20 protein-coding genes and 1 tRNA gene are annotated in these 26,740 nt (G+C 41.9%); 10 read left to right on the top strand and 11 right to left on the bottom strand.

Annotated elements, in window-relative coordinates; genetic code table 11:
• Window positions 1-119: 119 nt before the first annotated feature.
• The 4 genes from BS333_RS14495 to BS333_RS14470 all read right to left on the bottom strand — a co-directional run bounded on the left by BS333_RS14495 (window position 120) and on the right by BS333_RS14470 (window position 6,848).
• A complete protein-coding gene (locus tag BS333_RS14495) occupies window positions 120-587 on the bottom strand; it encodes a hypothetical protein (protein ID WP_021708353.1) in 468 nt (155 codons plus the stop codon).
• Between the two features lie 14 nt (window positions 588-601).
• Entirely contained in the window at window positions 602-4,120 is a 3,519-nt protein-coding gene (locus BS333_RS14490) for an LruC domain-containing protein (protein WP_021708352.1), read from the bottom strand.
• A gap of 325 nt (window positions 4,121-4,445) precedes the next feature.
• A complete protein-coding gene (locus tag BS333_RS14480; protein WP_237359115.1) occupies window positions 4,446-5,495 on the bottom strand; it encodes an SDR family oxidoreductase in 1,050 nt (349 codons plus the stop codon).
• Between the two features lie 483 nt (window positions 5,496-5,978).
• A complete protein-coding gene (locus BS333_RS14470; protein WP_021708349.1) occupies window positions 5,979-6,848 on the bottom strand; it encodes an alpha/beta fold hydrolase in 870 nt (289 codons plus the stop codon).
• A 413-nt stretch (window positions 6,849-7,261) separates the two neighbouring features.
• Here BS333_RS14470 and BS333_RS14465 point away from each other — a divergent pair, with 413 nt between their 5' ends.
• Window positions 7,262-8,287: an acyltransferase gene (locus BS333_RS14465; RefSeq protein WP_021708348.1), complete on the top strand. Its 1,026-nt coding sequence runs from the start codon at window positions 7,262-7,264 to the stop codon at window positions 8,285-8,287.
• Between the two features lie 374 nt (window positions 8,288-8,661).
• Window positions 8,662-10,092 (top strand): sodium:proton antiporter NhaD, encoded by a 1,431-nt coding sequence (gene nhaD, locus BS333_RS14460; protein ID WP_021708347.1) that lies wholly within the window; start codon window positions 8,662-8,664, stop codon window positions 10,090-10,092.
• 109 nt (window positions 10,093-10,201) lie between these two features.
• Here the strand turns inward: nhaD and BS333_RS14455 are convergent, their stop codons facing one another.
• Together BS333_RS14455 and BS333_RS14450 are read right to left on the bottom strand one after the other, a co-directional pair.
• On the bottom strand, window positions 10,202-10,696 hold the full coding sequence (locus BS333_RS14455; RefSeq protein ID WP_021708346.1) for a methylated-DNA--[protein]-cysteine S-methyltransferase: 495 nt from the start codon (window positions 10,694-10,696) through the stop codon (window positions 10,202-10,204).
• Window positions 10,693-12,060 (bottom strand): DNA-3-methyladenine glycosylase 2 family protein, encoded by a 1,368-nt coding sequence (locus tag BS333_RS14450; protein ID WP_021708345.1) that lies wholly within the window; start codon window positions 12,058-12,060, stop codon window positions 10,693-10,695. Before BS333_RS14450 ends, BS333_RS14455 begins: the two co-directional genes overlap by 4 nt.
• A 259-nt stretch (window positions 12,061-12,319) precedes the next feature.
• Between BS333_RS14450 and BS333_RS14445 the strand changes: the two genes are divergently transcribed.
• Window positions 12,320-12,523 (top strand): hypothetical protein, encoded by a 204-nt coding sequence (locus BS333_RS14445; RefSeq protein WP_021708344.1) that lies wholly within the window; start codon window positions 12,320-12,322, stop codon window positions 12,521-12,523.
• Window positions 12,524-12,607: 84 nt separating this feature from the next.
• Here the strand turns inward: BS333_RS14445 and BS333_RS14440 are convergent, their stop codons facing one another.
• Window positions 12,608-13,510: a LysR family transcriptional regulator gene (locus BS333_RS14440; RefSeq protein WP_021708343.1), complete on the bottom strand. Its 903-nt coding sequence runs from the start codon at window positions 13,508-13,510 to the stop codon at window positions 12,608-12,610.
• 148 nt (window positions 13,511-13,658) lie between these two features.
• Here BS333_RS14440 and BS333_RS14435 point away from each other — a divergent pair, with 148 nt between their 5' ends.
• Window positions 13,659-14,012 (top strand): MaoP family protein, encoded by a 354-nt coding sequence (locus BS333_RS14435; RefSeq protein WP_021708342.1) that lies wholly within the window; start codon window positions 13,659-13,661, stop codon window positions 14,010-14,012.
• Window positions 14,013-14,398: 386 nt separating this feature from the next.
• Entirely contained in the window at window positions 14,399-15,199 is an 801-nt protein-coding gene (gene nagB / locus BS333_RS14430; protein WP_021708341.1) for a glucosamine-6-phosphate deaminase, read from the top strand.
• Between the two features lie 112 nt (window positions 15,200-15,311).
• On the opposite strand, the gene BS333_RS14425 is transcribed toward nagB, so the two are convergent.
• Entirely contained in the window at window positions 15,312-16,700 is a 1,389-nt protein-coding gene (locus BS333_RS14425; RefSeq protein WP_418369084.1) for an SLC13 family permease, read from the bottom strand.
• Window positions 16,701-17,262: 562 nt separating this feature from the next.
• On the opposite strand from BS333_RS14425, the gene BS333_RS14420 reads away from it, so the two are divergent.
• The 3 genes from BS333_RS14420 to yiaA all read left to right on the top strand — a co-directional run bounded on the left by BS333_RS14420 (window position 17,263) and on the right by yiaA (window position 19,575).
• Window positions 17,263-18,087: a lipocalin family protein gene (locus BS333_RS14420; RefSeq protein ID WP_162147565.1), complete on the top strand. Its 825-nt coding sequence runs from the start codon at window positions 17,263-17,265 to the stop codon at window positions 18,085-18,087.
• Between the two features lie 486 nt (window positions 18,088-18,573).
• Window positions 18,574-19,035, top strand: coding sequence for a hypothetical protein (locus tag BS333_RS14415; RefSeq protein ID WP_021708338.1), 462 nt, complete (start codon window positions 18,574-18,576; stop codon window positions 19,033-19,035).
• A gap of 99 nt (window positions 19,036-19,134) precedes the next feature.
• Window positions 19,135-19,575, top strand: a complete 441-nt coding sequence (gene yiaA, locus BS333_RS14410) for an inner membrane protein YiaA (protein ID WP_021708337.1) — start codon at window positions 19,135-19,137, stop codon at window positions 19,573-19,575.
• A 116-nt stretch (window positions 19,576-19,691) separates the two neighbouring features.
• Here the strand turns inward: yiaA and BS333_RS14405 are convergent, their stop codons facing one another.
• From BS333_RS14405 to rtcR, 3 genes are all read right to left on the bottom strand, one after another.
• Window positions 19,692-22,409, bottom strand: a complete 2,718-nt coding sequence (locus tag BS333_RS14405) for a hypothetical protein (RefSeq protein WP_021708336.1) — start codon at window positions 22,407-22,409, stop codon at window positions 19,692-19,694.
• A gap of 312 nt (window positions 22,410-22,721) precedes the next feature.
• Window positions 22,722-23,285, bottom strand: coding sequence for an RNA 2'-phosphotransferase (locus BS333_RS14400; RefSeq protein ID WP_021708335.1), 564 nt, complete (start codon window positions 23,283-23,285; stop codon window positions 22,722-22,724).
• A 164-nt stretch (window positions 23,286-23,449) separates the two neighbouring features.
• Window positions 23,450-25,054 (bottom strand): RNA repair transcriptional activator RtcR, encoded by a 1,605-nt coding sequence (rtcR, locus tag BS333_RS14395; protein WP_033003265.1) that lies wholly within the window; start codon window positions 25,052-25,054, stop codon window positions 23,450-23,452.
• A gap of 264 nt (window positions 25,055-25,318) precedes the next feature.
• Between rtcR and BS333_RS14390 the strand changes: the two genes are divergently transcribed.
• Together BS333_RS14390 and BS333_RS14385 are read left to right on the top strand one after the other, a co-directional pair.
• Window positions 25,319-25,386: transfer RNA gene (locus BS333_RS14390), tRNA-OTHER, on the top strand.
• 177 nt (window positions 25,387-25,563) lie between these two features.
• Entirely contained in the window at window positions 25,564-26,718 is a 1,155-nt protein-coding gene (locus BS333_RS14385; protein WP_021708333.1) for a slipin family protein, read from the top strand.
• Window positions 26,719-26,740: the final 22 nt, after the last annotated feature.

The following is a 26,740-nucleotide window of genomic DNA, read 5'->3' as shown; positions in this document are numbered from 1 at the left end:
CGGGGCTACTTTTACGACAGGTTTAGCAAAGAAACGCCCATCTAAAGTGAAATAACAGAGCCCTCCCCCAAGTATCTAAGAAACTTTGGGCAGAGGGCTTCTTTGTTATCGTCTAATGTTTACAACGTCTCATTAATCACGCCATTGCTGACGGTGAGCATCTGTTTGAGTGGTTTGGCCGGCGCATCTCGATACCACACTTCAGCCCACACTTGAGTAACATGGTTAGGTAAGCGCATCGAATGGCTGTAGCCTCCTTGGTTATCTAAGGTCGATAACACAATCCGCGAAGCGTAATCCGGACGACCACTGGCAGCATCAAATTCGGTGTACAACGAAAGATACCCCTCCGCACCCGCAGGCTCTGCCACCGAAAGCGACACCTCCACTTTATAATCCGTACCAAAGTTAAATCCTTTTTGTGCCACGAGTTCCGCCGTTTCCGCTTCTTCCAAGGCTTCACCGTACAAGGCTGGTGTCGGTGTGCTTGGCGGAGCACTGGCTCCGCCTCCCTCACCGCCACCACAACCGACCAGAAGAGCGGATATTGCTAACGCACAAGGCGTCCAAATTGATAAGTATTTCATCTTACTCTCTCCTGTTAGTTGGTGATGTTCAACACATTACCCATACCATTGCCATGCACGGTACAGTAGTAACGCAAGCTGTCTGGCGCATCCATTGGTACTTGGAACTTCACTTGTGAACGCATGCTGCCCGCATCGCCACCGTATGACATCACCCCACTGGTGTACGGTTGGTCATCGGTAGTACGAATCGCTAATGGATGACCGGCATTGGTGCCTTCATGTTGTTCAAACACATAAGTGCGGCCACGTTGTAAGGTCAAGCTTGGCGCTTCTACCCCATTGAGGTAGTACTTACCGCCCGACACCGTCACATGCATCACGCCGTTGTCACTGCCGTAGTAACCGTAAGACGCTTTACTTGGCGTGTACCAATCCGCAGATTGCGCACCACTGGTGGTCACAAAGGTTGGGAACTCAGGATAAGTTTGACTGATGTCTCGGTATTCCAGTGAGTGAGCCCAATCGTCGGTAATGATGATACCCCATGGCAATTGGTTGCTATTACGGTAGTACACCGTGCCATCGGAGATGTCATCCCCTTGAGTAAAGAAGCTTGAGGAAACCGTATCCCCGACGGACGTCGGCGCTCGGTCTGCGGTGTGTATTTCAAACTCACGACCTAAACCACCACCTGGAGGCGTTTCACGCCAGCCACCGCCACCAAAGATGAATGGGTCATAGCCGCCTGGCATTGAGCCGGTTTCAATAAAGGTCGACGAAGGTTGCGCACTGGCCAGTGGCATTTTCGCGTTAAAGGTAAACTGCACAGGCTCATTCAAACAGTGTGATTCGGTACGATGGTAATCACACCCACTGTTGAACGTCAGTGCATTTTTCAGGTCGTTACTGGCTATCACGATAAGCTCGGTCGCATTCATATCCAGCATGGTGCCGACTTGCGTTTGATTACGGTAGAAGCGTGAAGACGCAGCATCAACCATCGCACGGTCAATACCCGGGAAGTGCAAGGCAAAACCGTTGTTATAGCTTGCGCCATAAGCGGCCAATTGCCCCACGACATCAACGCGGACCACATCGCCATTATGAGCACTGCTCTCATGCAAAATCACTCGGTATTGCATCACCACGTCATTCAAGTCGTAGTCACCCATCATTGGCCAGTTATCTTCGAAGGCCGCGGTATACCAGCCCGAAGCACTCGGCAAGTAAACGTAGTTCACGTCACCTTGGGACACATTGACTGCGTAGTCCTCGACTTCACCGCCCCCACCAAAGCCGGTTGGACCAAGGTCTTTCAGCGCAGAAACTCGACAACGCATATAGGTAGTGCCTAGCTGTGCATCAATCGGCACGTCCATCACAATGGTGTTGCTGCCATCGCTCAGCGCATGATTTTTCAGAAATTGCTCGTCAGCCTCAAATTGACCCGATTGGTTCCAATCCGTCCAACATTGCAGATACGCCTCATCGCCACCTGTGTTCGCTAGCACTTCAATCACAGAGGCTTTACCGGTTTCAAATGGTGTTTGAATAACCACGCCGTCTTCATCGTTACTGCCTTCGTTATCGTCACCATCAGCATTGGTACTTGGGATACCATCTGGGTCAACATCCGTTAAGGCGCTGCCTAAATGCAATCCAGACGTCACAATGTGTTTTGGACCATCATCCGCCGCCAAGGTACCATAACTTTCTGGTGCGTCACCAAAGTCGAAGTCATCCAAATTGGTACAAGTATTATTCACCGAGTAAATACCACTCACACTGAGGTTATTCGTTACGCCATCTACGTCACTGGTGAGGGTTAAATCTGCGGTTTGGTCCAGATTACAACTGGCTGTATTGGCAACCGAATCAAAGCACACTTCTGCTGCAGGTCCAGAAAAATCAATATGAAGAGTCGGAACCGTCGTTTGCGCATTAACAACAGGGACTGCGACAAGGTTGTATTTCAAAGAATCGTGGGCATTAAATGTCGGAGTATTAATGTCCAGTGTAAAGGTGGTTCCGGTTAAGCCACCTAGTACATCAACCGTTTGTAATAGATTGCCATCGCCGTCAATGAGTTCCAGTTGGACACTTGAGTAGTCGCTGCTGGTGATGTTTTCAATCACCACCGTTGACCAAGTGGTGACGGTAGCAGAGCCTGTCGCACAGTAGTTGTTTTGGGGGGTAATGCTGCCGGATGCTCGGCCATTCTTACAACCGGACAACAGTGAAGATGGCAAGGGTTCAATATTGGTATCTAACCGGACGCTAAGGGCAGCATTCAAGTTGTGACCACCGAGCCAAAGACAGCCAGCACTATCAATATGCACACCATATTGCGAATTACTTGGTAGATCGGTAAACGTTATGATGCTTTCCGTAGCCCAGTTATAGGCATACAAATCATGTCCGGTTGGAAGAAAGGTTATTTTCTGTCCCTGAGAATTAGTAAATTCATCAGCAAACCCGTAGCGAACAACGTTAGTAAAGCTGTGAGGTGAACTCTCTCCCGTCAAAAACGAAATACACTCCAACGAATGCGGGCCATAACAGATCCTATCTGGCTGTGACTGAGTATCATACCCAATAAATAAGCCACCATAGACCGCAGGCGCGTCTAATTCGGCATACGGCCAAGGGCTATTACACAAGGCGTCGGTTTGTGTGTCCCAACAAGCTAAGTGAGTATGGGCAGCAAAGTAGATCCTATGGTCGATGGCAACAGAAGCATTACGGATATATTTAGGACCCGGTGTAGGAATACCAAGTTGTTTAGGGTACCCATCACAACTCGTGGCTAAATCTAGGCTAAAACAGTAAATTTCATCTTTCGTTGTTGTAGCATAAATCTTATCTCCGACTCTCATTGGTCGGGAAGTCATATTCCCATCATCACCGATAACTACGTCACCACATTGAGTATCATTCATCATATCCCAACAATTAATACCGTAATATACTGTCTGTCCGAGGGAATTATGTCCGAGACCATTTTGGTAGAGCTTATCGTCTATCTCATCAAAAAAGTTTAATTCTATATCTGTTATGTAGTGACCATCAAAACCGCCAAATGGAGAAGGCCTAGGATAGCCTGGACAAGCTTGGTTGGTTTGAATTTCATGACAATACAGAGGGTTCGGTTCGTTGGGATTATGGAAAACCAAAAAGAATCGGCTTCTATCTTTCGTCACAAAAGGAGTAACGCCATCGCCACTCACTCCAGAAATGACGATATCACCGATACTGAGTACCTCTTTAGAGGTAACATAAGGATTAAAATTATCAGCACTGACCGTAAACCCAGTACTAGAGCTGGAGGTCACCGTAAGATTATTCGGCACTTGTATCGAGCCAGCCACTAACTCATGGGCACCGGGCAAACTTGCTGACATCGAAAATGAACCAATGGGTAAACTGCTGGTTGATAAGTCATAAAAAGCGGCCCAACTTATTGGGTTTGGAGAGACTTGGTAATTCACCCCTCCCGCCGTGGTTTGATAATCTCCTTCTAGAGTAAGTGGGTTAGCCTGCACTGCTGTTGGCAGAGCAAGGGAAGATAACATCAGTAACCGTCTAAACATAAGTCTCTCCATTCTCCCCGATATATCACTGACACCCGATTAGTAATATCAATATCAATATCAATATCAATATGAGAATCTAGCCGACTCCAGCTGGGGAAAGTCGTATTCTTAGTTGTTTTTGTTTACATCAGGTAAGAGAGAGCATATTTGGTGCCAGATGTTTAATTAGACGTAATTTGAATACAGGGTCTCATCATCACGTGAAAAAGCAGAACAATGATTATGCGATTCCAAGTAATAAACATATGACGAGATAGAAGAGATGAAAAGGGAGCAATAGTATACCCAAGCATCTTGAAGTCACTTGGGTATATAAAATCATTCAACTTAATTGAAATGAGTTATTTTCTATAAGCAAGTCAAAACCACGAAACACTTCTTGGCTCTTCATTACTCGGCCATGGCCTTTTCCTTGAGTCGATATCAGTTCGACATTCTCATTCGTACTTGCTGCATGGACTGAGACATCATGGCGGGTAAACTTATCTTGTATATCATGGACAATAACAGTACGCCCTTTGCGTTGCGCTAAGCGCTTTTTGGGATTGACCCGTTCCAGTGGGTAATCAAACTCAGCCTCTAAGTCACTTGACCTAGAGGCCTCTCGATTAGTAGGCCTTGTTAAAACCACCATCAAGAATATGTTCTGCCCTGTCATATGGTTCGCCAGCGGCCCTAACAAAGCAATTACAGCCTCTGTGACATCATCTACAGAGGCGTACTTTTTCAGAGGGATGTTAGCAACTTCGTTAACCATCAAGTCTTCAAAGCTGATCCCTTGAGCCTCTGCTTTATCCCGCATTTTTTTAGTGTAACTCTCAGTCATTACTCCACCGAGAGAAATGGTGTTAACCGAAATTTTCTGGGCAGCTAAAGACAACGCCATTGTCTTTGCTTGTCCAACCCAAGCACTTCTTAAACAATTATTTGTAGAATAATGTGTTAAAGCATTCTTAGAGCTAAGACCGGAAATCAACACGATCTTGCACCCACTGTTTAATGCTGAGTTCTCTACAAGCTTTTTAATGAGCCTCAAAGGTAATATAAAATACTTTTCGTACAACTCTCTCCAGGCTTCATCGTCTGGAAAAACACTGCTTGAAGGGGGGATTCTCGGGATGATAAATACCAACCCATCCAAACCACCAACCTCACTGTGGTCGTCTGCGCATTGATCGATAGATTCTTTGTCAAAGAAGTCCAACTGGTGAGTCAGCACACTATGATGCTCAGATGTGCCGATGGCCTCAACAATACTGTCTAATTTCTCTGTATCTCGAGCGGCAAGACAAAGTTCATTGTCTGCAGATAATCTTTTAGCTAGAGCTGAACCCATATTACTGGTAGCACAAGTGATCAATATTTTTTTCATTTTCAAACCCAATTTTATTATGAAAACACTTTCAATAATGTGGTTTCTGATTGTTTACTTATTTCAAGCCCTATTGATTTCGATTTAACTTGAAGTACAAGTTGATAGCTCTTTTTGTCTTTCTTGGTCTGAATATCACCAAACTCTTTAATTAATGAAGAGTTAACCAATGTAGATCTATTCAACCGAACCAAATCGAGGCTTTCAGCCAATGAACATCGAGGGCGTTCTTTCTTCCCGTTCGTATAGACGGTATTGGTATAAGGATGTTCATACTCCGCATATAAGAGATCTTTGTTTATCGCAAAAACCCTCTTATTACGGTCTATTATTTTTCCAATATTAGTCAACCGCGCTTGCTGTAAATCCAGCAATTCGATTTTATGCGATTCCAAGTAATAAATATGTGATGAGATAGAAGAGATGAAAAGGGAGCAATAGTATACCCAAGCATCTTGTGGTCACTTGGGTATATAAGATCGTTTAACTCAATTGAAATGAGTTGTTTTCTGTAAGCAAGCTAAAGCCACGAAACACTTCTTGGCTCTTCATTACTCGGCCATGTCCTTGTCCTTGAGTCGATATCAGTTCGACATTCTCATTCGTACTTGCTGCATGGACTGAGACATCATGGCGGGTAAACTTATCTTGTATATCATGGACAATAACAGTATGCCCTTTGCGTTGCGCTAAGCGCTTTTTGGGATTGACCCGTTCAAGTGGGTAATCAAACTCAGCCTCTACTTCAGATACGACGGCTTTGAATAGTTTCATCGAGTAACCAGATTGCTTGATCCGGCCAAACATATCTTCAACATAATTCAACACTGGGGCTATCAATAAAAAGGGTTTATCTTTGAGCTTACTGTGTTTGCATTCTAAGGCTGAAGCCGTCCCCATACTGTGACCAACCAAACCTGCAACATCCTCAACAGAATCAAGAATATGCTCTAACCCGTGAACAAATGCAGGAAAATGACCATACTGGCCGTCACTTTTACCATGAGCTGGCTGATCATAAGCTAACGCTGTGAAACCGCATGAAGCAATATATTCCATTAGTGGGAAAAATTGACTGGCTGAACCAGACCATCCATGCGTCAAAACCCAAATCGGGCCGCTTCCCAAACTGTAGGTTTTAATGATGCCGTTAAAGCCTTTCACTTCACCATACACAAGACTCTCCGGTATATGATTTTTAGAAGAGTTTTGGGTTGGAGTTAGCAGCAATCGACGAGCAGCACGTTTTGCATGGGATGGTGCTAAAGTATGATGTAGGCGTGTGCTCACGTTAACCAAGCTGCGTTTAAGGCTAAATCGCTGCGAAGTATTAAAATAGATCTTTTCACTCATGTGATTTCCTTAATGATCAGCACCATGCTTAACTTTTTATCCGTTGAACTGTTTCAATGGGTTAATCTGATTCTTTCATACAAATCGGACACCAGAAAGAGTGATCAACTTCTCACTCCATAATGCCTTCTTTCCACTTCGTCTTCAATTGATAATCTGTGTATTTATACCCAAGTAACCTCAAGATACTGTATTCAGCGGAACTACCTTGATGTAGGAGAAAGTCTTGCCAATCCAATTTTGATAGAACCTACGAATCAGTGAACTGACTGAATGCCTTTTCAAACCTTGCATCAACTCTAACTTTGGTTATTGGTTCAATGTTATTCATCATTTGCTTGATTTAACACCAGTAAACGCTTCGCTGTAGCTGCTAGATTGACCGCAATTTTTCCACTTATTTAGGTAACGCTATGGCAACAACACACAAAATTGCCAGTTTAGAATTTGCTCGTATTATCGCTATGTTTGCCATTATCGGCCTGCACTGCCAAATGGCTTTGACGTACTGGCATTGGAATGAATTGCCTTGGGTAGGCTATGTCATTAACCAGTCGGCACGATTTGCCGTTCCCCTCTTTTTTCTTATTTCTGGCTATTTAATTCAACCCAAATTAAGCACGACACCTTTTGCGACATTAAGAAGCTATGCTCAACCCTTGATGCGTATTTGGTTGATATGGAGCGCCTTCTCTTTGCTGATGCCGTTTAATTGGTCAAACGTCTCTAAAGTGGGCTATTTCGCTGAACGACAAGCCTACTGGTCCAAGCTCGCATTAAGCCCCATCAATTCCCTATTAGAAGGTGGGTTGGTGCACTTATGGTTCATCCCTGCGTTAGTCATAGCTGTCGCGCTAATTGCTTTTCTTGTGCGTGTCAAATTAGATGCACTTATCTTACCCGTCGCCTTGTTACTGTATTTTTACGGAGTATTAGCAGGCAGTTATCTCACTCTTACTGACCTACCCAGCCCATTCCTGACTCGTAACGGTCCGTTTTTTAGTACTCTTTTGGTTGCTTTAGGCTATTTAGCTAGGCAAGCTCAGTGGCAGTGGTCTCGCTACACGATCCTTGCTGTACTTTTCGCAGGGCTCAGCTTACATTTTGCTGAAGCTTACTCATTGATGGGATATGGAATTGCGTTTAACTCCCATGATTATTTATTTGGCACCGCAATTTGGGCGTTGGGGGCATTTATGTGGCTTCTGACTCACCCCAATTGGGGAAATATGCCATGGGTTTATAAGTGGTCATCAAGGATATTAGGGCTCTATGTGTGTCACTTATTAGTTATTATTACCTTGAGCAACATTGTACGATTCCTCAATTTCCAAGGGTTCGAGCGAGATATCTTTCTTTATCCAGCAACCTTAGTTGTTAGTAGTTTATTGATCATTGGGATAGAAAAAACACCATTTAAAGCTTGGTTACTTCGCTAAAAAGGCTAAGCAGTCCTATTTTGCCTTTCAATCAATTGCCTTTAGCGACACAAACTCAGAGGCAAGGTGTTGTGTTATCACCAGAGCGCCTAAAGATGCTTAGTCCTCGGCATCTTTAGGCACTCAGTCCTTCTTCAGAAAATACTTCTCTGCACATTATTCTTGTACCCAGTGTCATCAAGGTACTGAATTATAAGTGAGACTTACCTCTCACTCGTTAAAATTATCATTTTAATGGCCTAATCGGTTGCAGCCACTCACAACAAATTCTGCTGAGTTCCACTAAGATCCCTTCGGGCTTTTTTAGGTCCCAATCACCCTATTTACTCATCATTCAAACGACTCTTTTCCAATCCAACAAGAGGGAAGTACCGATGCCACTCTATTTTTTTGCCGCTCTGTTTTGCGTGCTTTTTTCAAGTGCGAGCGTAGCTGCAACAAACAGTGACCTCAACTTAGTAAACTCAACCGTCGGCTACGCCGCACTCGCTTTTTTTACCATTGCCTACCTCTTGGTGATGTTAGAAGAATACTTACAAATGCGTAAGTCTAAGCCGGTTTTATTAGCGGCTGGATTAATTTGGATTCTTATTGGTTATACGTTCGCTCAGCACAACCAAACCGCTATTGCACAAGCAGCTCTCGAACATAATCTTCTTGAATATGCTGAACTGCTGTTGTTCCTATTGGTTGCCATGACCTATATCAATGCCATGGAAGAGAGAAGGCTGTTTGATGCTTTACAAGCTTGGATGGTCGGTAAAGGATTCAATTTTAAGTCACTCTTTTGGTTAACCGGTGCTCTGGCTTTTGTCATTTCCCCCATTGCTGATAACCTAACGACGGCCCTTCTAATGTGTGCCGTTGTCATGAAAGTCTCTGGCAATAACCCTCGCTTCGTCAATTTAGCCTGCATTAATATTGTTATTGCTGCCAACGCAGGTGGTGCTTTTAGTCCTTTTGGTGACATTACGACACTGATGGTTTGGCAAGCGGGCCACGTCAACTTTATTGAGTTTTTACCTCTATTTATCCCTTCTTTACTCAATTACATTATTCCTGCAATGATCATGTCGATGTTTGTTCCAAACACTAAGCCAGATATCATGCATGAGCACGTTGAAATGAAACGTGGAGCAAGACGCATTGTGGCTCTATTTATTATTACGATTGCCACTGCAGTAGCCTTCCACGCTGTTTTACACTTCCCACCCGTTATCGGCATGATGATGGGCTTGGCTTACTTACAATTTTTTGGCTACTTTCTGCGCAAAACTCTCAAGCACTCACTGGCAAAGAAAGCCGCTGTTGCAATAGCCAATGGCGACGATAGTGCGCTGAAACGATTAGGCTCCGTGGTTCCCTTTGATGTTTTCCGCCGCGTCTCGCATGCCGAATGGGATACCCTACTTTTCTTCTACGGCGTCGTGATGTGCGTCGGCGGCCTCAGCTTGCTTGGCTATCTTGAGCTGGTTTCTAATGTGATGTACACAGAATGGCACCCTGTTTGGGCTAACGTCATGGTAGGAATTCTCTCTGCTATTGTCGATAATATTCCGGTGATGTTTGCTGTTCTAACCATGGATCCAACCATGTCGATGGGGAACTGGTTACTCGTGACTTTAACAGCAGGCGTTGGGGGAAGTTTATTATCTATTGGCTCTGCGGCTGGGGTTGCGTTGATGGGCGCGGCTCATGGTCAGTACACCTTTTTCGGCCACCTGAGATGGGCACCCGTGATTGCATTGGGGTATGCCGTCAGCATCGTTGCGCATTTATGGTTAAACGGGCACCTATTTACTTAGCCATAGAGCTTGCTGCTCATCACAAGCCCAGAAGCAGCAAGCTGTATTGATTAAAATCCAGAGTTAAAACTTTATTACCTAGCAGTGAGTGATGTGATTAGCTCATCACTCACTGTACATTTTTCATCAACGTCTCAGCCTCCAGAGTGAGTAAAGCTTGCTTACGTTCTACTCCACCAGCATACCCTGTAAGTTTGCCATTCTTTCCAATCACACGATGACAAGGTACAACAATAGACAGGGGATTTTTACCATTTGCTAAACCGACAGCTCGGACAGCATTAGGGTTACCAATTTCGTTCGCCAAGTCTTGATAGGTCCATGTTTCTCCATAAGGAATGGCCACTAAAGCTCGCCATACTTGATGTTGAAACTCAGTCCCTGTTGCTGCCAAAGGCAAATCAAATTGGGTACGCAAACCCGAAAAGTACTCATTTAACTCATTGACCGCCCGACTCAGTATCGGATGAGATGGATCGTACTGACCCAAATTGAGCGGCTTTGTTGTACATGTTTCGAACCAAATACCCAATAAACCTTGTTCATTAGCTTGCAACGTAATGTTACCTAATGAGCTTTTCATCTCACTAAAATATGTGTTCATGATTGATTCCATAAGTGAAATGTAGCGTAGCTTCCCCAAGGGGAAACGTTGTTAGCATTAATCGAAGGCTTCATTTGCATGGCTTTTTTTATCATTAAGTCCTTGTCTAAAAAGCAATCAGGCTGGGATTGACCACGTAATATTGCATAACTCACCGTCCAAGGTCCAATTCCTTTCAGCTCAAGCCATTGCTCAGGGTTAGAGTCTGGGTTTTCAAGCATATAGTGAGCAAAACGCACCAACGTGTCTTTACGACTTTGTGGTATACGCAAAAAACTCACATCAGCTTGGGCAATCATTTCAGGCGTTGGAAAGTAACGTTTCTGCTCATCTTCACACAAGGTACTCGCTAACAAGTTCAGTTGCCCTATTGCCGCTTTGACTGATACCTGTTGGCCTAGAATCGCCCGAACCCCCGCCTCCCAAGTATTCCAAACACCTGGAATACGCAACCCAGGAACTGAGACAAGCTGTTGGTCAACATGCGCTAAGTGCTCTTCAACATGCTTTATATCAGTATCTAAATCAAACATTCTCCGCACCGCTGATACTAAGTATTGCAACTTAGTCATATCTTCAATGTCAAACGACATTTCAAGCTGACCATCGCCTTGCTTAACCTCAAAATAAGCACAACAATCATCGATCATTATGTGTCTCTGGTAGCTTTCTTGAGTAACTCGTTCAACTCCATCAATGGCACGTACTTGATAAAATGCCAGCATATGTTGCCAGTTTAATTGTCCTTTATAAGGTAACGCTAGCTGATGAGTGGCCATATTAAAAAACTTCCTTCTTTTTACTTGTGAGGGGGTCAACTTAAGCTTTTTTTGAAACGCATCGTTAAAACGCCTTGTGCTATTAAAACCTGCAGCAAAACCAATCTCGGTAATGGTCATCGTGCTCGTATGTAAGAGTTGCTTAGCAAATAATAATTGCTGGTATTGTGCATATTGCTTTGGGGACATCCCCAAATATTTATCGAACAACTTTCTTAAGTAGCGATCGGTGATACCTAAGCGCGCAGAAAGCCCAATCAAGGAGCCTTGATAGAGTTCACCACGTTCAATCATTCCCAGTGCGCGCTGAAACGTGGTTTCGGTCCCTTTCCAAGCCCATGATCCCGGTGCACTGTCTGGACGGCAACGTAAACACGGACGATACCCCGCTTTTAAAGCCTGATTTTTATCAATAAAGTATTCTACATTTTTTTCTTGAGGTAAATTTGCCGGACAGATAGGGCGACAAAAAATACCCGTTGTTTTCACAGCAATGTAAAAGTAACCATCAAAGCGACCGTCTCTTGACATTCTTGCTTTTTGACATTGCTCAAATGTCAGGGATGTATGAGGATGGATAAACATTATATAATCCCTCCTGTATATAAGTAGATAAAAAGTTATAAAATTAACAACTTAACTTCACACTCAAATAACCTCAAATCAATAACATTGGAGTGAAATGTTCGAACCGACTAGATACGCTAACAATGATTCTACGGTTTAATATTGCTGCGATATAGTCATTTTCGGAACTGAAAAGGAATAATTTTTTGCACTCGATTGTTTGTGCACTAAATTTGTTGCAAGTGATCAGCTTGCTAGGGCCAATAAAGGGAAAGTAATGGATTTACACACATGCATCATTGTTTTAAAAAATAAAAAAGTCATCACCAGCCAGTCGGTAGAGCACTCGATTTGTGTCCTTGAGCACGATTGCGATAACCAGATCTCAGAAATTCAAATAAACACAACCGATGGCACCAACATTCACACTTATTTTTATAACGATATCGAAGAATCGCTTGAAAGCTTAATGAACCTTTAGTGATACACTGGCTTTGGATATCACAAAGTGAAGAAACAGGCGATTACCTTGTCTCTTCTTCACTTTTCATACTACGGAAACGGGTTACGATATTGGGTCGTTAAGCGTTACATCAGCCATTCTCTGCAAACTAAATGCCGTCAGAGGGTCGATCTCTTTCACGATTTGCTCTACTTGTGAGATGGCGACGACCGAAGAACTCGCTTTACGATAACTCAAATAAATCGGACGGTACCAATTTTCAATACCAGAGACCTTGTGCAACTGCCCACTGACCAAAAAAGGATCAACCAACGAAGTCGGAAGATACGCACTGCCTCCTTTTTCCAAAATAAAGTCGAGTGCAATACGTGCTGTTGATGTACGTAGAAAAGGGGTAGGGGCTTTTGAGTGACGCTCTGCATGCTCAGAAGCAAAACGTGTCCCCCAATCAACATAAACGTACTTTTTCTTAAAAACCGTATGTAATGAATCAGGTTCCGTGGAAACGAGCACTAAAACAACATCCGCCACTTTCTTACAATGGAGCTCATCTGCTTTGATTTGGTCGAATGCAAACGCCATATCCAACGTTCGCTCCACAAGACAACGGCTTAGCATTTCACGCCCCATTACTTCCGCCATAAACCCGTAGCCTCCAAAAGAGTCCGTCACAACACTGAGGCAGTTTTGTAGATAAGCATCCCAGACATTTGGCGTTCCGCCTATAGTCAATTGCAGCGCTTTGCCCCCTTCAAGCGACAATTCAAGTTTAGCTTGATGTAAAGTAGACACCATGACCTCTGCATAACTGACTAAGCGCTCACCTGCTGAGGTCAATTTTATGTTATTTCGATCACGAATAAACAATTGCGTATCGAAGTAACTTTCTAATTGCTTAATACGAGCACTCACCGCTGCTTGTGTAATGTATAAATTTTCTGCTGCTTTTCCAAAGTGCCGAACCGTTGCCAGCTCTAGAAATGTCCGAAATACCTTTACATCCATAAACCATCTCCAGGTTATTGTGCAACCAGATTAACAATTAATTTAAATTATGACGACAAAAATTTTTTGTTTCTCTTTTGTAAATTTTAAGCCTAATTTCGCCATAGTTCTTCACACTCAATACTAATAGTTACAGAGGCTGTACGATATGTCTGACACTGAATTCCGTCACGGCAAAAAACGTTTTTACGACAACGTCAAATTCCCACGAGGCTTTGCAAAGTCTGGCGATTTTACTCTCTCAGAAGAGGAAATCCTAACAATTTATGGGGACACAATGCTTGGCTTGGAGTCTGGCGAATTAACCCCTGAAAACTCCGAAGAAAAGCACTTCGTGAAGGTCCTCGTTAACCCAGGAAAGGCAAAAAGCAAATTAGAACGTACATGGCTAAAGTACGTGCAACTTGCACGCGGCCGTAAACGCTTCCATACGCTAAATGGACGAAATAAACCTGAAACGGCTGAAGATTACTCTGAAGAGAGCTTAACCGAAGAAGGCTAAAAGTTCATAAAAACTGATTTATAAATAAAAGCTCAGGTTTCTTGGGCTTTTTTTATCTCCTCACCGAGTCCGATTTTGACACGTCTCTTTTGTGCAGCTAAGTGACCTCAAGATGATCGATTCAGAGCGAGTTCATTTGGGTATACACTTAATTTCAAGGATAAATTTAAACAATATCTCCCTAAACCTTGATCGCTCAACTATCCTCTTTTTGTCTACCATTTAGACAGAAAATAAGTGGCCTAAAAAGCTGTTGCTCGGAAAAAAGTCGAAGTCCGAAGAAAAGGTAAAATTTTGACTTAAAACAATAGCAGTTCACAGTCACTTATTTTATAATGCGAATTAATGTTTCAGGACATCATACATTTCATAACTAGGGGCACAAAATGAGACTTATCCCGTTAGCTCAAGCAGCACAAGTAGGCCAGTGGGCAGCAGCACATATCGCTAAGCGTATCAATGACTTCAAACCAACTGCTGAAAAGCCGTTCGTTCTAGGCTTACCTACTGGTGGCACTCCTCTAGCAACATACAATGCATTAATTGAGTTATACAAAGCAGGCAAAGTCAGCTTTGAACACGTAGTGACATTCAACATGGATGAGTACATTGGTATCCCAGCAGATCACCCAGAATCTTACCGTTCATTCATGTACAACAACTTCTTTAATCACGTAAATATCCAAGAAGCAAACATCAACTTGCTCAACGGTAATGCAGAAGATCATGAAGCTGAGTGCAAACGCTACGAAGATAAAATAAAGTCTTACGGTAAAATCAACTTATTCATGGGTGGTGTCGGTAACGATGGCCATATCGCGTTTAACGAGCCGGCTTCTTCTCTGTCTTCTCGCACCCGAATCAAAACCCTGACAGAAGACACACGCATTGCAAACTCACGCTTCTTTGACGGTGATATTAACCAAGTTCCTAAGTATGCGCTTACTATCGGTGTAGGCACTCTACTGGACTCTGAAGAAGTGATGATTCTCGTGACAGGACACAATAAAGCCCTAGCGCTTGAGGCTGCTGTCGAAGGTAGCGTAAACCATCTTTGGACAGTGTCTGCTCTACAACTACACCCTAAAGCTGTCATTGTTTGCGACGAGCCATCACAACAAGAGCTGAAGGTCAAAACGGTTAAGTACTTCTCTGAACTGGAAGCAGAAAACATCAAAGGCTTTTGATCTTTAACCGCGAAATGTTATCGATTATCTAAAAACCCCGTGCTTATTTGAGCACGGGGTTTTCTTATCTCCAGTCATCAGATTTAATCAATCATCCATCTTATTTGTACAATTAAATCCATATATTAAGCACTAGAACGGATAAGATCATTATCGCCACCGTATTCACAATGGCACCGACCCGCATCATCTCATTTTGTTTGATAAAACCAGTTCCGTAAACAATCGCATTAGGCGGTGTTGCAACTGGTAGCATGAAGGCACAAGAAGCAGCAATACCGATCAGAACTGACATCACAACTGGCGACAAGCCTAGAGACTCCGCGATCCCACCAAAAAGAGGAATCAGCAAGGCAGCACTAGCCGTGTTGCTCGCAAATTCAGTTAACACAACGACAAAAGAGATGATCATAACTATCATCCCAATCACACCAAAGTTCATCACGAATTCACTTAGAGAATTAGCTAAAAATGCACTGGTTCCAGTTGTTTTTAACACATTACTCAGACAAATACCGCCACCGAACAGTAATAACACTCCCCAGTCCGCTGTCTTTTCAATATCTTTCCAACTTGCAACACGCGTAATAACAATCGCTACAATAGCAATCAACGCAATAATAGTGTCTAGCTTGGCAATATCACCTAACATCGCATTCAGTGGCTTGCTGAAGATCCAGCTCACAACAGTAAACAAAAATATCCCAACAGTGATCAATTTACCTTGGTTCCATTCTACTGGTTGGTTATCGATCTCAAACGTATCATTAAGGTTAGGCTTGAACGTAATGTAAAGTAGGACAATGGCAGCAGGAAGTAGCATCATGACCGTAGGACCACCGAAGCTGAACCACTCCGAAAATCCAAGTTTCGCCGCAGATGCAGCAATCGCATTAGGTGCGCAACCAACAACCGTAGCAATACCACCAATACTGGCACTGTAAGCAATACCGAGTAAAACGAAGGTGTAGGTGCTTCGCTCTTTTTCAATATCAACTTTACTCAGCATACCAAGCGCCATCGGCATCATAATGGCGGTGGTCGCGATATTACTGATCCACATAGAAAGGACAGCGGTTGTACCGAACATAAACAGTGTAGCCGCTGCCATTTTTCCTCTAGACAAGACCAAGATTTGGTTGGCAATAATCTTATCCAGCCCCTGCCCTTGCATAGCTGCAGCCATTGCAAAACCAGCTAAAAATAGAAAGACAATCGGGCTTGAAAAGTTATTCAGCGCGGTTGGCGTATCAAAGACACCCGCTAAAACCGCAATGATCGGGATAAGGATTGCGGTTACAGTAACGTGAACGGCTTCAGTTAACCAGAGGATCGCGATAAACACCAACATGGTGATACCTAATACGATTGGCTGTTCGAGAGGTAAAAAGTTGTATAAGCAGAATGCTAATATAATATCAGCAACAATAATGAGATTCTGCAGACTAAAAAAAGATAGACTGCGCCTTTCCTCATTGCTTATGGAATTACTCACATTTATAGTCATTATTATATTCCTTATTAGGCTATTTGCCCGCAACATACTCCCATACATTGATTAATTATATAAATTTTATTGTTATTTATTTAACACACATCATAATAACAGCGATATTTTTGCTTTATATTGGGTGAGTGGTTAAAATTCACACCAAAAAATATTGACAAATCGTTACAAATTGAGCAAATAAACTGATTATATTTTCTTCCTATTAGGTAATATCTTCGCCCAAAAAACAAAAAAACCACAATAAAATAAAGGAAAACCAGTAAACTTCAGTCATTGCCATTTTTTTCACTTTCCTCAATTGACTTCCTATTCAACTGACGTGTAGCTACGATTCAGATGCAGACATCTTAAATTGTCTGAATAGATATGCACAATGAAGTAATTTAAATAACACGTATTTGGAAACGACTACTCAAAAAATCAAAACATAGAAAATAATCCATTGATTACATAAACTTAACTAAGATAGCTTGGTGGTGAAACCATTCATACAGCGACTTCAAATGCTTGAAGGTTTTCAATCATGAATGTTGTTAATAAAAAGGAAGTAAATATGAAAAAGCAGGTAATGATCGGTGTATTAATCAGTGCACATTCACTCGCTATACAAGCAAATGATATTTTAAATATTCCACATAGCACACCAGAAAAAGTTCTGAATGAATTTGAGCTAAGTAATCAAATACTAGAGAGAATGGAAAAAGATGGCTATAAAAAACAAAAATGTCAATTTAAGACAATAGAAGAAAACCAACTTCTATCTTCCAGTTTAGGCGTCAACCCACACAGCCTAGTACAATGTTTATATTCTCGTCCCAATGATGATAGCGCGACACGTCTTGCATTCTGGAACCTAAATATTAATTATGACTCCAATACAGGCCTTTATAGCGCAGGTCGTGAATATACGGAGTATGGTTCATACAATGTTGTAGAGCCTGTAACTTCTTTTGATGTTAACCAATACCTAGGCTCCTGGTATGAAATAGCTCGAATCGATAGTATTTTTGAACAAGGCCTAAGTAAAGGTAGGGCTTTTTACACCTTAAAAGATGATGGGATGGTTGAAGTAACAAACAAAGGCTGGAATGATGCCACCAACCAGTGGCAAGAAGCAAAAGGTACAGCCTATCTAGCAGGTGAGCCAAATGTCGGTTACCTTCGCGTTGCTTTCTTTTGGCCTTTTTATGGCGACTACCGCATTTTTCATCTTGAGCCTGATTACTCTGTTGCTCTGGTAAGTGGTTCAACAACGGATTACTTCTGGCTGCTTTCAAGAACGCCAACATTATCTCAAGAGCGCATTGAGTATTACCTAGATCTTGCTGAGCAGAATGGTATCAAGCGCAGTTCTATCGTTATACAAGAGCAAAACTAACACCATACTCAACCAGATATACCCAATTGATTTCAAAGGCTCTGATAAATCAATGTCAGGGTCTTTTTTATAAAAAACAACCACATATGTCGAAGTGTTCTCCAGAAGCTTTATTCAGGGTGGTGATACGCTACCAAAATACGAGCATCTTGAGGTTACTTGGTATATCAGCATATCCTCATTTCAATCGACCATCACTGTAAAGTCAAATTAAAGTGATAATAAGATGAAATCACTATTAACATCCACTTTATGACTAAAGAAAAAATACAAGAAAAAAGATAGAATTAACTTTGATTTTTATTAAATACAAAAAACGCTGCTGATAATGGTGGAAATTTAAGATAAGTATATTCATATTGAGTTCTTAAAAATCCTTTCCGATAAATATCATCTTATATATACCCAAGTAACTTCAAGATGCAGTGTTCAACGAAACGACCTTTGGGTGTAAGAAGCACTATAAAAGTTTAAAGTAGAAATAATATGCGCATTTCCGATAAAGCAACCATCGATAACTTGCCTTGTTTCATTAAAATCGAACCAGTAGAAAAACCTAATAATACTTTGTATAATTTTCTGGTATGCACAAGTGCTGTGATCGGTCTTGTTGGGGTCATTACTCTCTTTTTGGGTCCAGATACGATTTATTATGACCGAAATGATGGACCTACCCTTTTACAGCTTATTCAGATATTCCCGGGTCCCATTGCTAGTGTAGGCATAGCTCTTCATCAATTATTTAGCCATGTAGTCAATGTGCGTCATTCAAAATATTTAGATGAAATTGATGCTAAAATAAAAAGCTCGATTGATATATATGATAATGATTTACCATCAGGATACAAAATTAGTGTAGATGTGACTGAGCAAGATTTCGTCTATAAATGTTCTCTTAAGTTGAAAGAAGAGTCAAGTGAACAACAGGAGCAAGTTATTAATGAGTAATAGCTAAGACTAAGAATTATTATCAAGTGAAAAAGAACTCCGTATAGCATGCATCGCAAGTGTGTCATTTTTTAAAAACAATAAACTAAATTAAAAATTATGGATAAATCGTTAGCTCCTACCAAACCATACGTCTTAACCGCGCTCATTGCCTTAGGCATAGGTGTATTTACCTACATGATTGGTTTGATCAAATCAAATTTACAATTAAATGAGCAAGGCTACTACTTTGTTGTATTAGTTTTTGGTTTATTTAGTGTCATTACACTGCAAAAAACAATTAGGGATGAGTCCGAAAACTTAAAGGTTACGTTATCGTATAAATATCTAAATATCATTTGTGTAATTCTTGCCTGTGTTTTGATGCTGATAGGCCTTTATAACGAAGAGTCACTACTTTTGAATGAAAAAGGTTTTTTCGGTATCGCATTTATACTCACTTTATTCAGTTCAATCGTCGTACAAAAGAATATTAGGGACCTTGAATACTTCAAAGAAGACGACATAGTATCAAACAAAACAGAAGATTTACCCAAGTAACCTCAAGATGCTTGGGTATAAAGATCCTGCCGAAAGTTAGTATTTTACTCAACACATACCAAAAACACCCCTTGCTTGGGGTGTTTTCATTGCGAATACTTAAAGAATAGCCAGAGCTAGTTATTAGCTCTAGTATGCAAACCCAACTTTTTCCATAATTTGGAGTTCCAGTCCAATCCTGAGTTTGCCTCTGGTTTAAATTCCAGGTCTTTCCAGCGACTCGTATGGGCCTCCCACCAAGGCACGGTTTGTTGCTCTAAATAGTATTCTAAACTGGCTTGCGCCTTGTGAAACTTCTCAAGATTCTCTTCATCAGCTCTAAAGTCAGCCATAGTTTCAAAAAAGTGCACGTATCGATTACGCAGAGCATCTTTTTGCTCTAGAGGAGCTCGCTTTATCAACTCATTAAAGAAATACGTCACTTCTTCTTTCATTGGATGCGATTCTGAACCAAGAAGCAAAAACATCTTCCTATACTCTGCTTCATTATCTTTGAAGAATGCTTTCCATGCTGTATTGTCAGTATTTAGCTTCGCATCACGGTAAAAACGGTTAAAGCGCACCATAGTAAAAGTCAGATCATCGCTCGCAATTTTCTCATTCATCACCTTAGTCACTTTGTGATTTATACCACCTCGAACTCCAACGTGTGCACCTGCTGCTACCGTACCTGAGCCACCCAGATTGATATCAGCTGCTACCGTCTTTGTGTTACGTGAGAACTGCTTGCGCCACCCTTTTTCTCCCTTATAGTCATCAGCTTGACTATATTCTGGTTTAAAGAAACGAGTCGTATGGGACAACGACGCACCCGCTCCGATATCTGGGATAATATCCAACTCACCAGGCAACTCAATCCCATGCTCAGCAATCGCCTCTTTAATTGTTAACCCTTTGACTAACCCTTGTAGTGAACTAGCTATTGTTCCGGTTAAGACAACATCAATATAACGACCTTCACGGACTCGGCTGGGGTGCAAGCGTTGACGCTCAACCACCGTTAACTGACCTTTAAATGGACCAGCGGTAATGTCAAAGCTAGAGTTGGTATCTGCAACTTGCAAATACACTTCCTGTTTAAAAGTAGCAATCCTATCTAAACGAGACTTGGAATAATCGATAGTAGGATTCTGGACCAGAACTCCCGTTTGGCCGATTAAGTTAACCAATGCTTGCTCTCTTTTGGGATCGATTGCTGAGGCTAATTGTTTATTCGGCATGATCGTACTTGCAAAGAGAGCATGTGACGCGGACGCAAATTGTAAAAACTGATGCCGACCAATTGCACCCCAACGATTTTCAATCGCGTGCTTTTGGGCCCTTAAAGCTTTCAACTCTGTTTTATCCGCATGTTTGTAAGATTTATAATAATCGTACTTTTGCACCACCTCATAATACACATTAAGATCGGTTTTTAGCAGGTTCAGCCCTCCAATCGCGGTTTTAGGTTTATCTTTGAACTCAAGGGTGCTGTCTATGATTTGTCGCGCATGCTGAGTAAAGTTAGCTGGTAGTTCATTAAGCTTCGCGCTATTTTTGAGCACCACATCCGCAAGGTAACTTGGCACAAATTCATAAATATCGGTTGTACTTTTCGAGCGACTTGCACCTAAACCACCACCAAATTTCACATCAAGCTCACCAACTTTAAAAGCAGTCCCAGCATTGATTGATGCACTTACTTCTCCCGTCGTCGTCTTATAGAAACCAGTGAGAGGTTTGGTTCTCTCTGGTGCAGGTGCATGAACATTCGCTTTCATCTTTAAGACATGATTCAAAAGCTCATTAAGACGGTGTTGACTGTTCGCCACCCATTGCTTTTGCTTTTGTAGGTCTTTGGTTCTCTTAGTATCTGGGCCATTTTGTGCAATATAATCTTTAGAATTATTCCACTCTTTAAAATAAGTCAGACTGCTTTTACCTATTACATTAGCTTGTGCACTCATACCAATTTCGTTTGCCAATTTAGCTTGTAATCCACCCGCAACCCCAGCACTCAGTGAATGGCTTTTCTCCTCAAACACCAACCCTTCATCATCAACGTTAAATCTGTTTTCTGTTGTAGCGCCCAAAGAGAGCTCAGCAAAAGGGCCGACTTTCGTTTCCGTGCCAGGCACCGCCAATAAACTTGCACCGACATTGATACCAGCATGATAGGCAGTTGCTTTTCCAGCTCCTGGTTTGCCCAGTTCCAGATATTCCAACAACTGCTTAGCTTGTAACTTTTCATGCTTCATTTGCATCCAGTCACATTTAGTGTGCTGAGCAAGAATAGTGCATAACTCCTTCAACTCTCCTTTAGGCAGTTGTTTGGCTAATTTTTTGAACACAACATGAGTCAGCTTTGTATCTTGATAGGATAAGTGTCCATTATGCCCCTGATATTTATCTAAGGCGGGCTGAAGCTCTACATGCAACAATTGGATTGCGTTGTGATAACGCTCAGGAGAGTTCTGCATGAAAGCCAAAAGAGCAAGCTGGATGGCCTTCAGATCGCCAGCAATGATTCGACGTTCAGGAACACTTTCATTATCTCTATTCGCACTATTGAGCTGAATAACTCGCGATGAATTTATAGAACCAGAGGAGCCATCAGCATCGACTAAACGAATTGGCTTATTAGCTAAGGTGTCACGCAAAAAAGTACCGTGCAAAAATGAGTTTGCTCTTTGTAGAATGCGTATCGGACTTTCGTCGGTAAGATAGGAGCCTTCCTGTTGAGTGACCATTTTGATATTTTTTCCCATTGCCTTGTATTCATTGTCCTGCAAGGCCAGAGCAGAAAGAGGCACATTTTCCGTTCCACTTGGGCGATTGGTTTCCTTTGTTATCATTGTTATATATCCCTCATGCTGCGTTGACAAAACACTTTCAACAAAAACTAAAACGTTTTATACCCAAGTGACCCCAAGGTGCTTGTTTCAGAGCGAGGTTACTTGGTTATGTGTCAGCTCAGTGAAATCACATGAGGTTTATATAATCACAGGATGAATAGCCATACACCTTAGAAATACCAAATAAATATAATAAATGTTAAATTGCTCAATATTTCATAATTTTTCTTTGGCTTTCATAAAACAGATGATGACTTGGGGCGCTAAAGTTGGCTATTTTTTTAAAAGAGAGGGTTTGCCTTCCTTCGTCGCTTAACAAACGTCAGGCCGATTACTGATGTACTGAGTCGGAACATGCTCAGTTAACCAAACCCCATTTTCTGACAAATAAAACGGCAGACCGCGTTGATGCATTTGCTGTGCATTTATTGTGAGGATAACAGGTTCTCCATAACGTTGACCCACAGCCCTAGCGGTATCAAGGTTGGTAGAAAGATGGACATGCTGGCGTGCTTGAGATGTTAATCCTGTGGCCATAATACTTTCTAAAAAGCGTGTGGCTGTTCCGTGATATAACCATTCAGGAGGCTCGGTCGGTTTGAGCTGCAAGTCAACCTTAATGGAATGCCCTTGATTGGCTCTGATCGATAAACCATCTTCAGAAATAAGAAACCGCTTTTTATCATTGCTGGCCACTACTTGCTGGATAAGAGAGTAAGATAAATCGCTTACCTCCGCCGAACCATTCCCTTTGTTAATCAACTCATTGATATTAGCCCAACCATTTTGGTCAAGATCTAAACCAATCGCATCCGGTTTATGGCGCAATACAAAACTTAGAAACTTACTCACATTTTTTATTTTTTTCGGTGTCATTAGAATTCTCGATAACGTTTCAGAATTAGAATCTACTGCTTAGCTATATAACGATTCAGGAGGCGCTTGTACACTGCCATTTCCCGCTTGAATGGCCGCTAAATTATATCGCCTTACCGACTTTCTAACCAACACATTTTATATATTAATTAGTGACTTAAAACTTACCCAACTTCTCTTATCAAACGCCATTTCAAACCAAACTTACTCAGGTATTTTTGCAATCGGGTAGAGTCATTAGTTTGTGACTTTTTTGTTCGACTGACATTAAATAATTCTCGACCAGCAGAGGCCATACTACTGTGACGCAAACATACCGAAAGAACATGATTGAGCTGTTGAATGTCAAATTGATCTAACTCAGAAATTTGATACTCAGTAAGGTAATTCACCAGCAGATTACCTGTTCGATATTCATCAGGCCCCTGCCAAGCACTTCTTAATCGAATAATTTCGTCTTCAACATCATCAATCGAAATCCTTGAGGAGTCAGCAAGCGTACACAATCGGGTAATAGCAGAACTTAAATCACGAAAGTTGCCCGACCAAATAGCTTCTTGCGAAGTCGCAAATTTCTCAAACGCTCGCTTTGCTTCTTTGTTAAATTGTACTCGCTGGCTGTGTTTTTGTGCATAAGCTTCAATTTCATAATCAATATTGGCTGGAATATCTTCCCTTCGCTCTTTTAAAGCTGGCAGTTTGTAAGTCCAAAGATTGATTCGCGCTAATAAGTCTTCCCTAAAATGTCCTTTGGCGACTTCAGCTTTAAGATCCTTATTGGTGCCAGCAATAAGCTGAAAATCACTTGTAACCGTTTTATCACTGCCGACTGGGTGAAAAGCCTTGTTCTCAATCGCATGCAGTAACATTGCCTGCTCCTCGATCCCTAATTCACCTATTTCATCTAAGAACAACATGCCCTGATGTGCGGTAAGTAAGTAACCACTTCGTTCCTTTTGCGCTCCTGTAAACGCACCTCTTGTGTGACCAAATAATGCAGCCATTGCGTTTTCCCCTTTCAGAGTTGCACAGTTGACGGCAACTAAATCGCCCTTCAGCATCGAGCGACGTTTTTTAAGTTGGAAAATTCGAGTGGCAAGTTGGCTTTTTCCAGCACCCGTTGGGCCAGTGAGTAGCATGGGATCGCTCGAGCGTATCGCAACTTTTTCAACTTGGGTGATTAAGCGGTTAAAGTCTGCATTCTTAGTTTGAATTCCTCCTTTTAGGAACGCCTTACCCTCTAAATGCTCACGATCAAAACGCGTAGCAAGCTGATCATACTTAGAAAGATCGAGATCTATGATCTGCACGCGCCCTATCGATTTATTGCTATTTTTTTTATCAGGAGAGGTTTGGATCAAACGGCCCGGAAAATGGCGGCTCTCAGTTAATAAAAAGCTACAGATTTGTACGACGTGAGTCCCCGTTGTGATATGAAAAAGGTAGTCATTCTGCTCGGTATCAAATCGCTGCTGCTGGCACCAATCATAGAGCTTAGAGTAAACCTCTTCGAAGTCCCAGGGATCACTAAAGTTAATATTATACAATGTCACTTGGGTTTCAGGTGACACACTACCAATATCAAGCGCAACATGGCTGGCTAAGCGCTCTGAGTGATTGTCATGCAACATATGCAGCTCATCGATCACGATGTCTTCTTGGCTACAAAGGCTAATATTAGGTCGCCACTTTGCCCAGCGGTCTTCACGCTTACCAGAAAAGTCTAACTGAGTACCTATTAAACTCACGGCGATGGTTTTCTTACTCAACTTAATATCCACATAGATAACTTTTATATCTAAAAGGTTACTTTTATTAAATTTATATTTCTACAAAAAATATCTCAAATTTTATTTAAAAATAAAAATACATTTAAAATCAGTAACTTGTGATTTTTTCTATCTATCTTTTATAAATTGGCACGCGAATTGGAATAGTTAAAGTGAAAACATTATGGGTCTGATTACGAGGCAGTGATTCGAATATCACTCCGGTGCGCTGAACAATGTGACTGCGTATACCAATCAAACACCATTTAAGTAGCTCAATGGTAGAGCAACGATTTTCCAGTCGTCTGTTGTGGGTTCGAATCCCATCTTAAAAATCTATAAATACATCGTTAGTAAGTTGTTGTTGCCAATGGCAGACAGGCGTTGAAAACCAACGATTAACAGCAAGCAGGATGCTCCCTGTTAGTTCAGAGTTTGAAACCTCTGTGTTGTTAAGCAATTAACCCTTACTAACACAGCTTAAGTTGGCATTAAGAAGGAAAGTAAATATGTTGAGAACCCATCAGTTAGTTGCCGAAAATCAGAGAGTACTCGTTTTCAGAAACCAAGTATTATGCGATGTGCTCACTCCTGGTAAACATAAGATCTGGGACCTAAAAAAAGAATGCGAGTTTATTCCATTCGACATCGATCAACTTTACTTTAATGATCGAAACGCCGAGCGCTTATATCAGAGCAGCAGCGTATTGAAAGAGCATATTTCACATTGGAAATTAGAAAGCGATCATGTTGGCCTACTGTACGTTAATGACTTATTACAAGGCATCGTTGCACCCAACGAGCATCTCTATATCTGGAAAGAAGCAGGTGATATCCGTTTAGATACTTTACCCATTGAGCAGGATATCGCCGTTGATCCTCAATTGATGCGTTTAATCCATCGCGCGGGGATCAATCATGCATCCAGACTTATTAGAAGTGACCAAACTGTCGCGACCAAGCCGATTGCAGAGCTCAATGTGAAAAAAGATCATCAAGGGCTGCTTTATGTCGATGGCCAATTTATTAAGCGTCTATCACCGGGTAAACATGCTTATTGGCAGTTTAACCACGATATTGAGTTAAAAACCTTTGATTGCAGAACACAGATGTTAGAAATCACCGGCCAAGAGATCTTAAGTAAAGATCGAGTAAGCCTTCGCATTAATTTAAGCGCTAGCCTCAAAATCAGAGACACTGAATTGGTTGCAAAAAGCATTGAAAAAGTAGACGAGTATATCTATCGAGCTCTGCAGTTGGCGTTAAGAGAAGCGGTAGGGACAAAGTCTTTGGATGATATCTTATTGGATAAGTTATACGTCAACGAAACAGTCAAAGAGTTAGTCGTCGAACAACTGGATGCCATTGGCGTCACATTAATAAGCGTCGGAGTAAAAGACATCATCCTGCCAGGTGAAATGAAAGCCATCTTGAATCAAGTGGTTGAAGCTCAAAAAGCCGCAGAAGCGAATGTCATAAAGCGCAGAGAAGAAACCGCAGCAACGAGGAGCTTACATAACACCGCTAAAGTTATGGAAAACAACCCAACTTTGATGCGCCTTAAAGAGCTTGAAGCACTAGAAAAAGTGGCCGAGCGCATTGACAGCCTCACGGTATACGGCGGCCTAGAAGGCTTAACCAATGGATTAATAAAAATCGCTTAGCGAAGCAAATCAAAAAAATTTC

The organism is Vibrio azureus, assembly GCF_002849855.1.
GTDB lineage: Bacteria > Pseudomonadota > Gammaproteobacteria > Enterobacterales > Vibrionaceae > Vibrio > Vibrio azureus.
The sequence above is the reverse complement of the archived record's forward strand: the minus strand, read 5'-3'. Positions and strand labels throughout refer to the sequence as shown.

Excerpts from the sequence above, each read along its gene's own strand:
- BS333_RS14440 (WP_021708343.1), bottom strand. The coding sequence starts at position 13,510 with ATGGATGTAAAGGTATTTCGGACATTTCTAGAGCTGGCAACGGTTCGG.
- yiaA (WP_021708337.1), top strand. The coding sequence starts at position 19,135 with ATGGATAAATCGTTAGCTCCTACCAAACCATACGTCTTAACCGCGCTC.
- BS333_RS14420 (WP_162147565.1), top strand. The coding sequence starts at position 17,263 with ATGAAAAAGCAGGTAATGATCGGTGTATTAATCAGTGCACATTCACTC.
- BS333_RS14450 (WP_021708345.1), bottom strand. The coding sequence starts at position 12,060 with ATGTTTATCCATCCTCATACATCCCTGACATTTGAGCAATGTCAAAAA.
- BS333_RS14455 (WP_021708346.1), bottom strand. The coding sequence starts at position 10,696 with ATGAACACATATTTTAGTGAGATGAAAAGCTCATTAGGTAACATTACG.
- BS333_RS14480 (WP_237359115.1), bottom strand. The coding sequence starts at position 5,495 with ATGAAAAAAATATTGATCACTTGTGCTACCAGTAATATGGGTTCAGCT.
- BS333_RS14405 (WP_021708336.1), bottom strand. The coding sequence starts at position 22,409 with ATGATAACAAAGGAAACCAATCGCCCAAGTGGAACGGAAAATGTGCCT.
- BS333_RS14465 (WP_021708348.1), top strand. The coding sequence starts at position 7,262 with ATGGCAACAACACACAAAATTGCCAGTTTAGAATTTGCTCGTATTATC.
- BS333_RS14415 (WP_021708338.1), top strand. The coding sequence starts at position 18,574 with ATGCGCATTTCCGATAAAGCAACCATCGATAACTTGCCTTGTTTCATT.
- BS333_RS14495 (WP_021708353.1), bottom strand. The coding sequence starts at position 587 with ATGAAATACTTATCAATTTGGACGCCTTGTGCGTTAGCAATATCCGCT.
- BS333_RS14385 (WP_021708333.1), top strand. The coding sequence starts at position 25,564 with ATGTTGAGAACCCATCAGTTAGTTGCCGAAAATCAGAGAGTACTCGTT.
- nhaD (WP_021708347.1), top strand. The coding sequence starts at position 8,662 with ATGCCACTCTATTTTTTTGCCGCTCTGTTTTGCGTGCTTTTTTCAAGT.
- BS333_RS14445 (WP_021708344.1), top strand. The coding sequence starts at position 12,320 with ATGGATTTACACACATGCATCATTGTTTTAAAAAATAAAAAAGTCATC.
- nagB (WP_021708341.1), top strand. The coding sequence starts at position 14,399 with ATGAGACTTATCCCGTTAGCTCAAGCAGCACAAGTAGGCCAGTGGGCA.
- BS333_RS14490 (WP_021708352.1), bottom strand. The coding sequence starts at position 4,120 with ATGTTTAGACGGTTACTGATGTTATCTTCCCTTGCTCTGCCAACAGCA.
- BS333_RS14400 (WP_021708335.1), bottom strand. The coding sequence starts at position 23,285 with ATGACACCGAAAAAAATAAAAAATGTGAGTAAGTTTCTAAGTTTTGTA.
- BS333_RS14435 (WP_021708342.1), top strand. The coding sequence starts at position 13,659 with ATGTCTGACACTGAATTCCGTCACGGCAAAAAACGTTTTTACGACAAC.
- BS333_RS14470 (WP_021708349.1), bottom strand. The coding sequence starts at position 6,848 with ATGAGTGAAAAGATCTATTTTAATACTTCGCAGCGATTTAGCCTTAAA.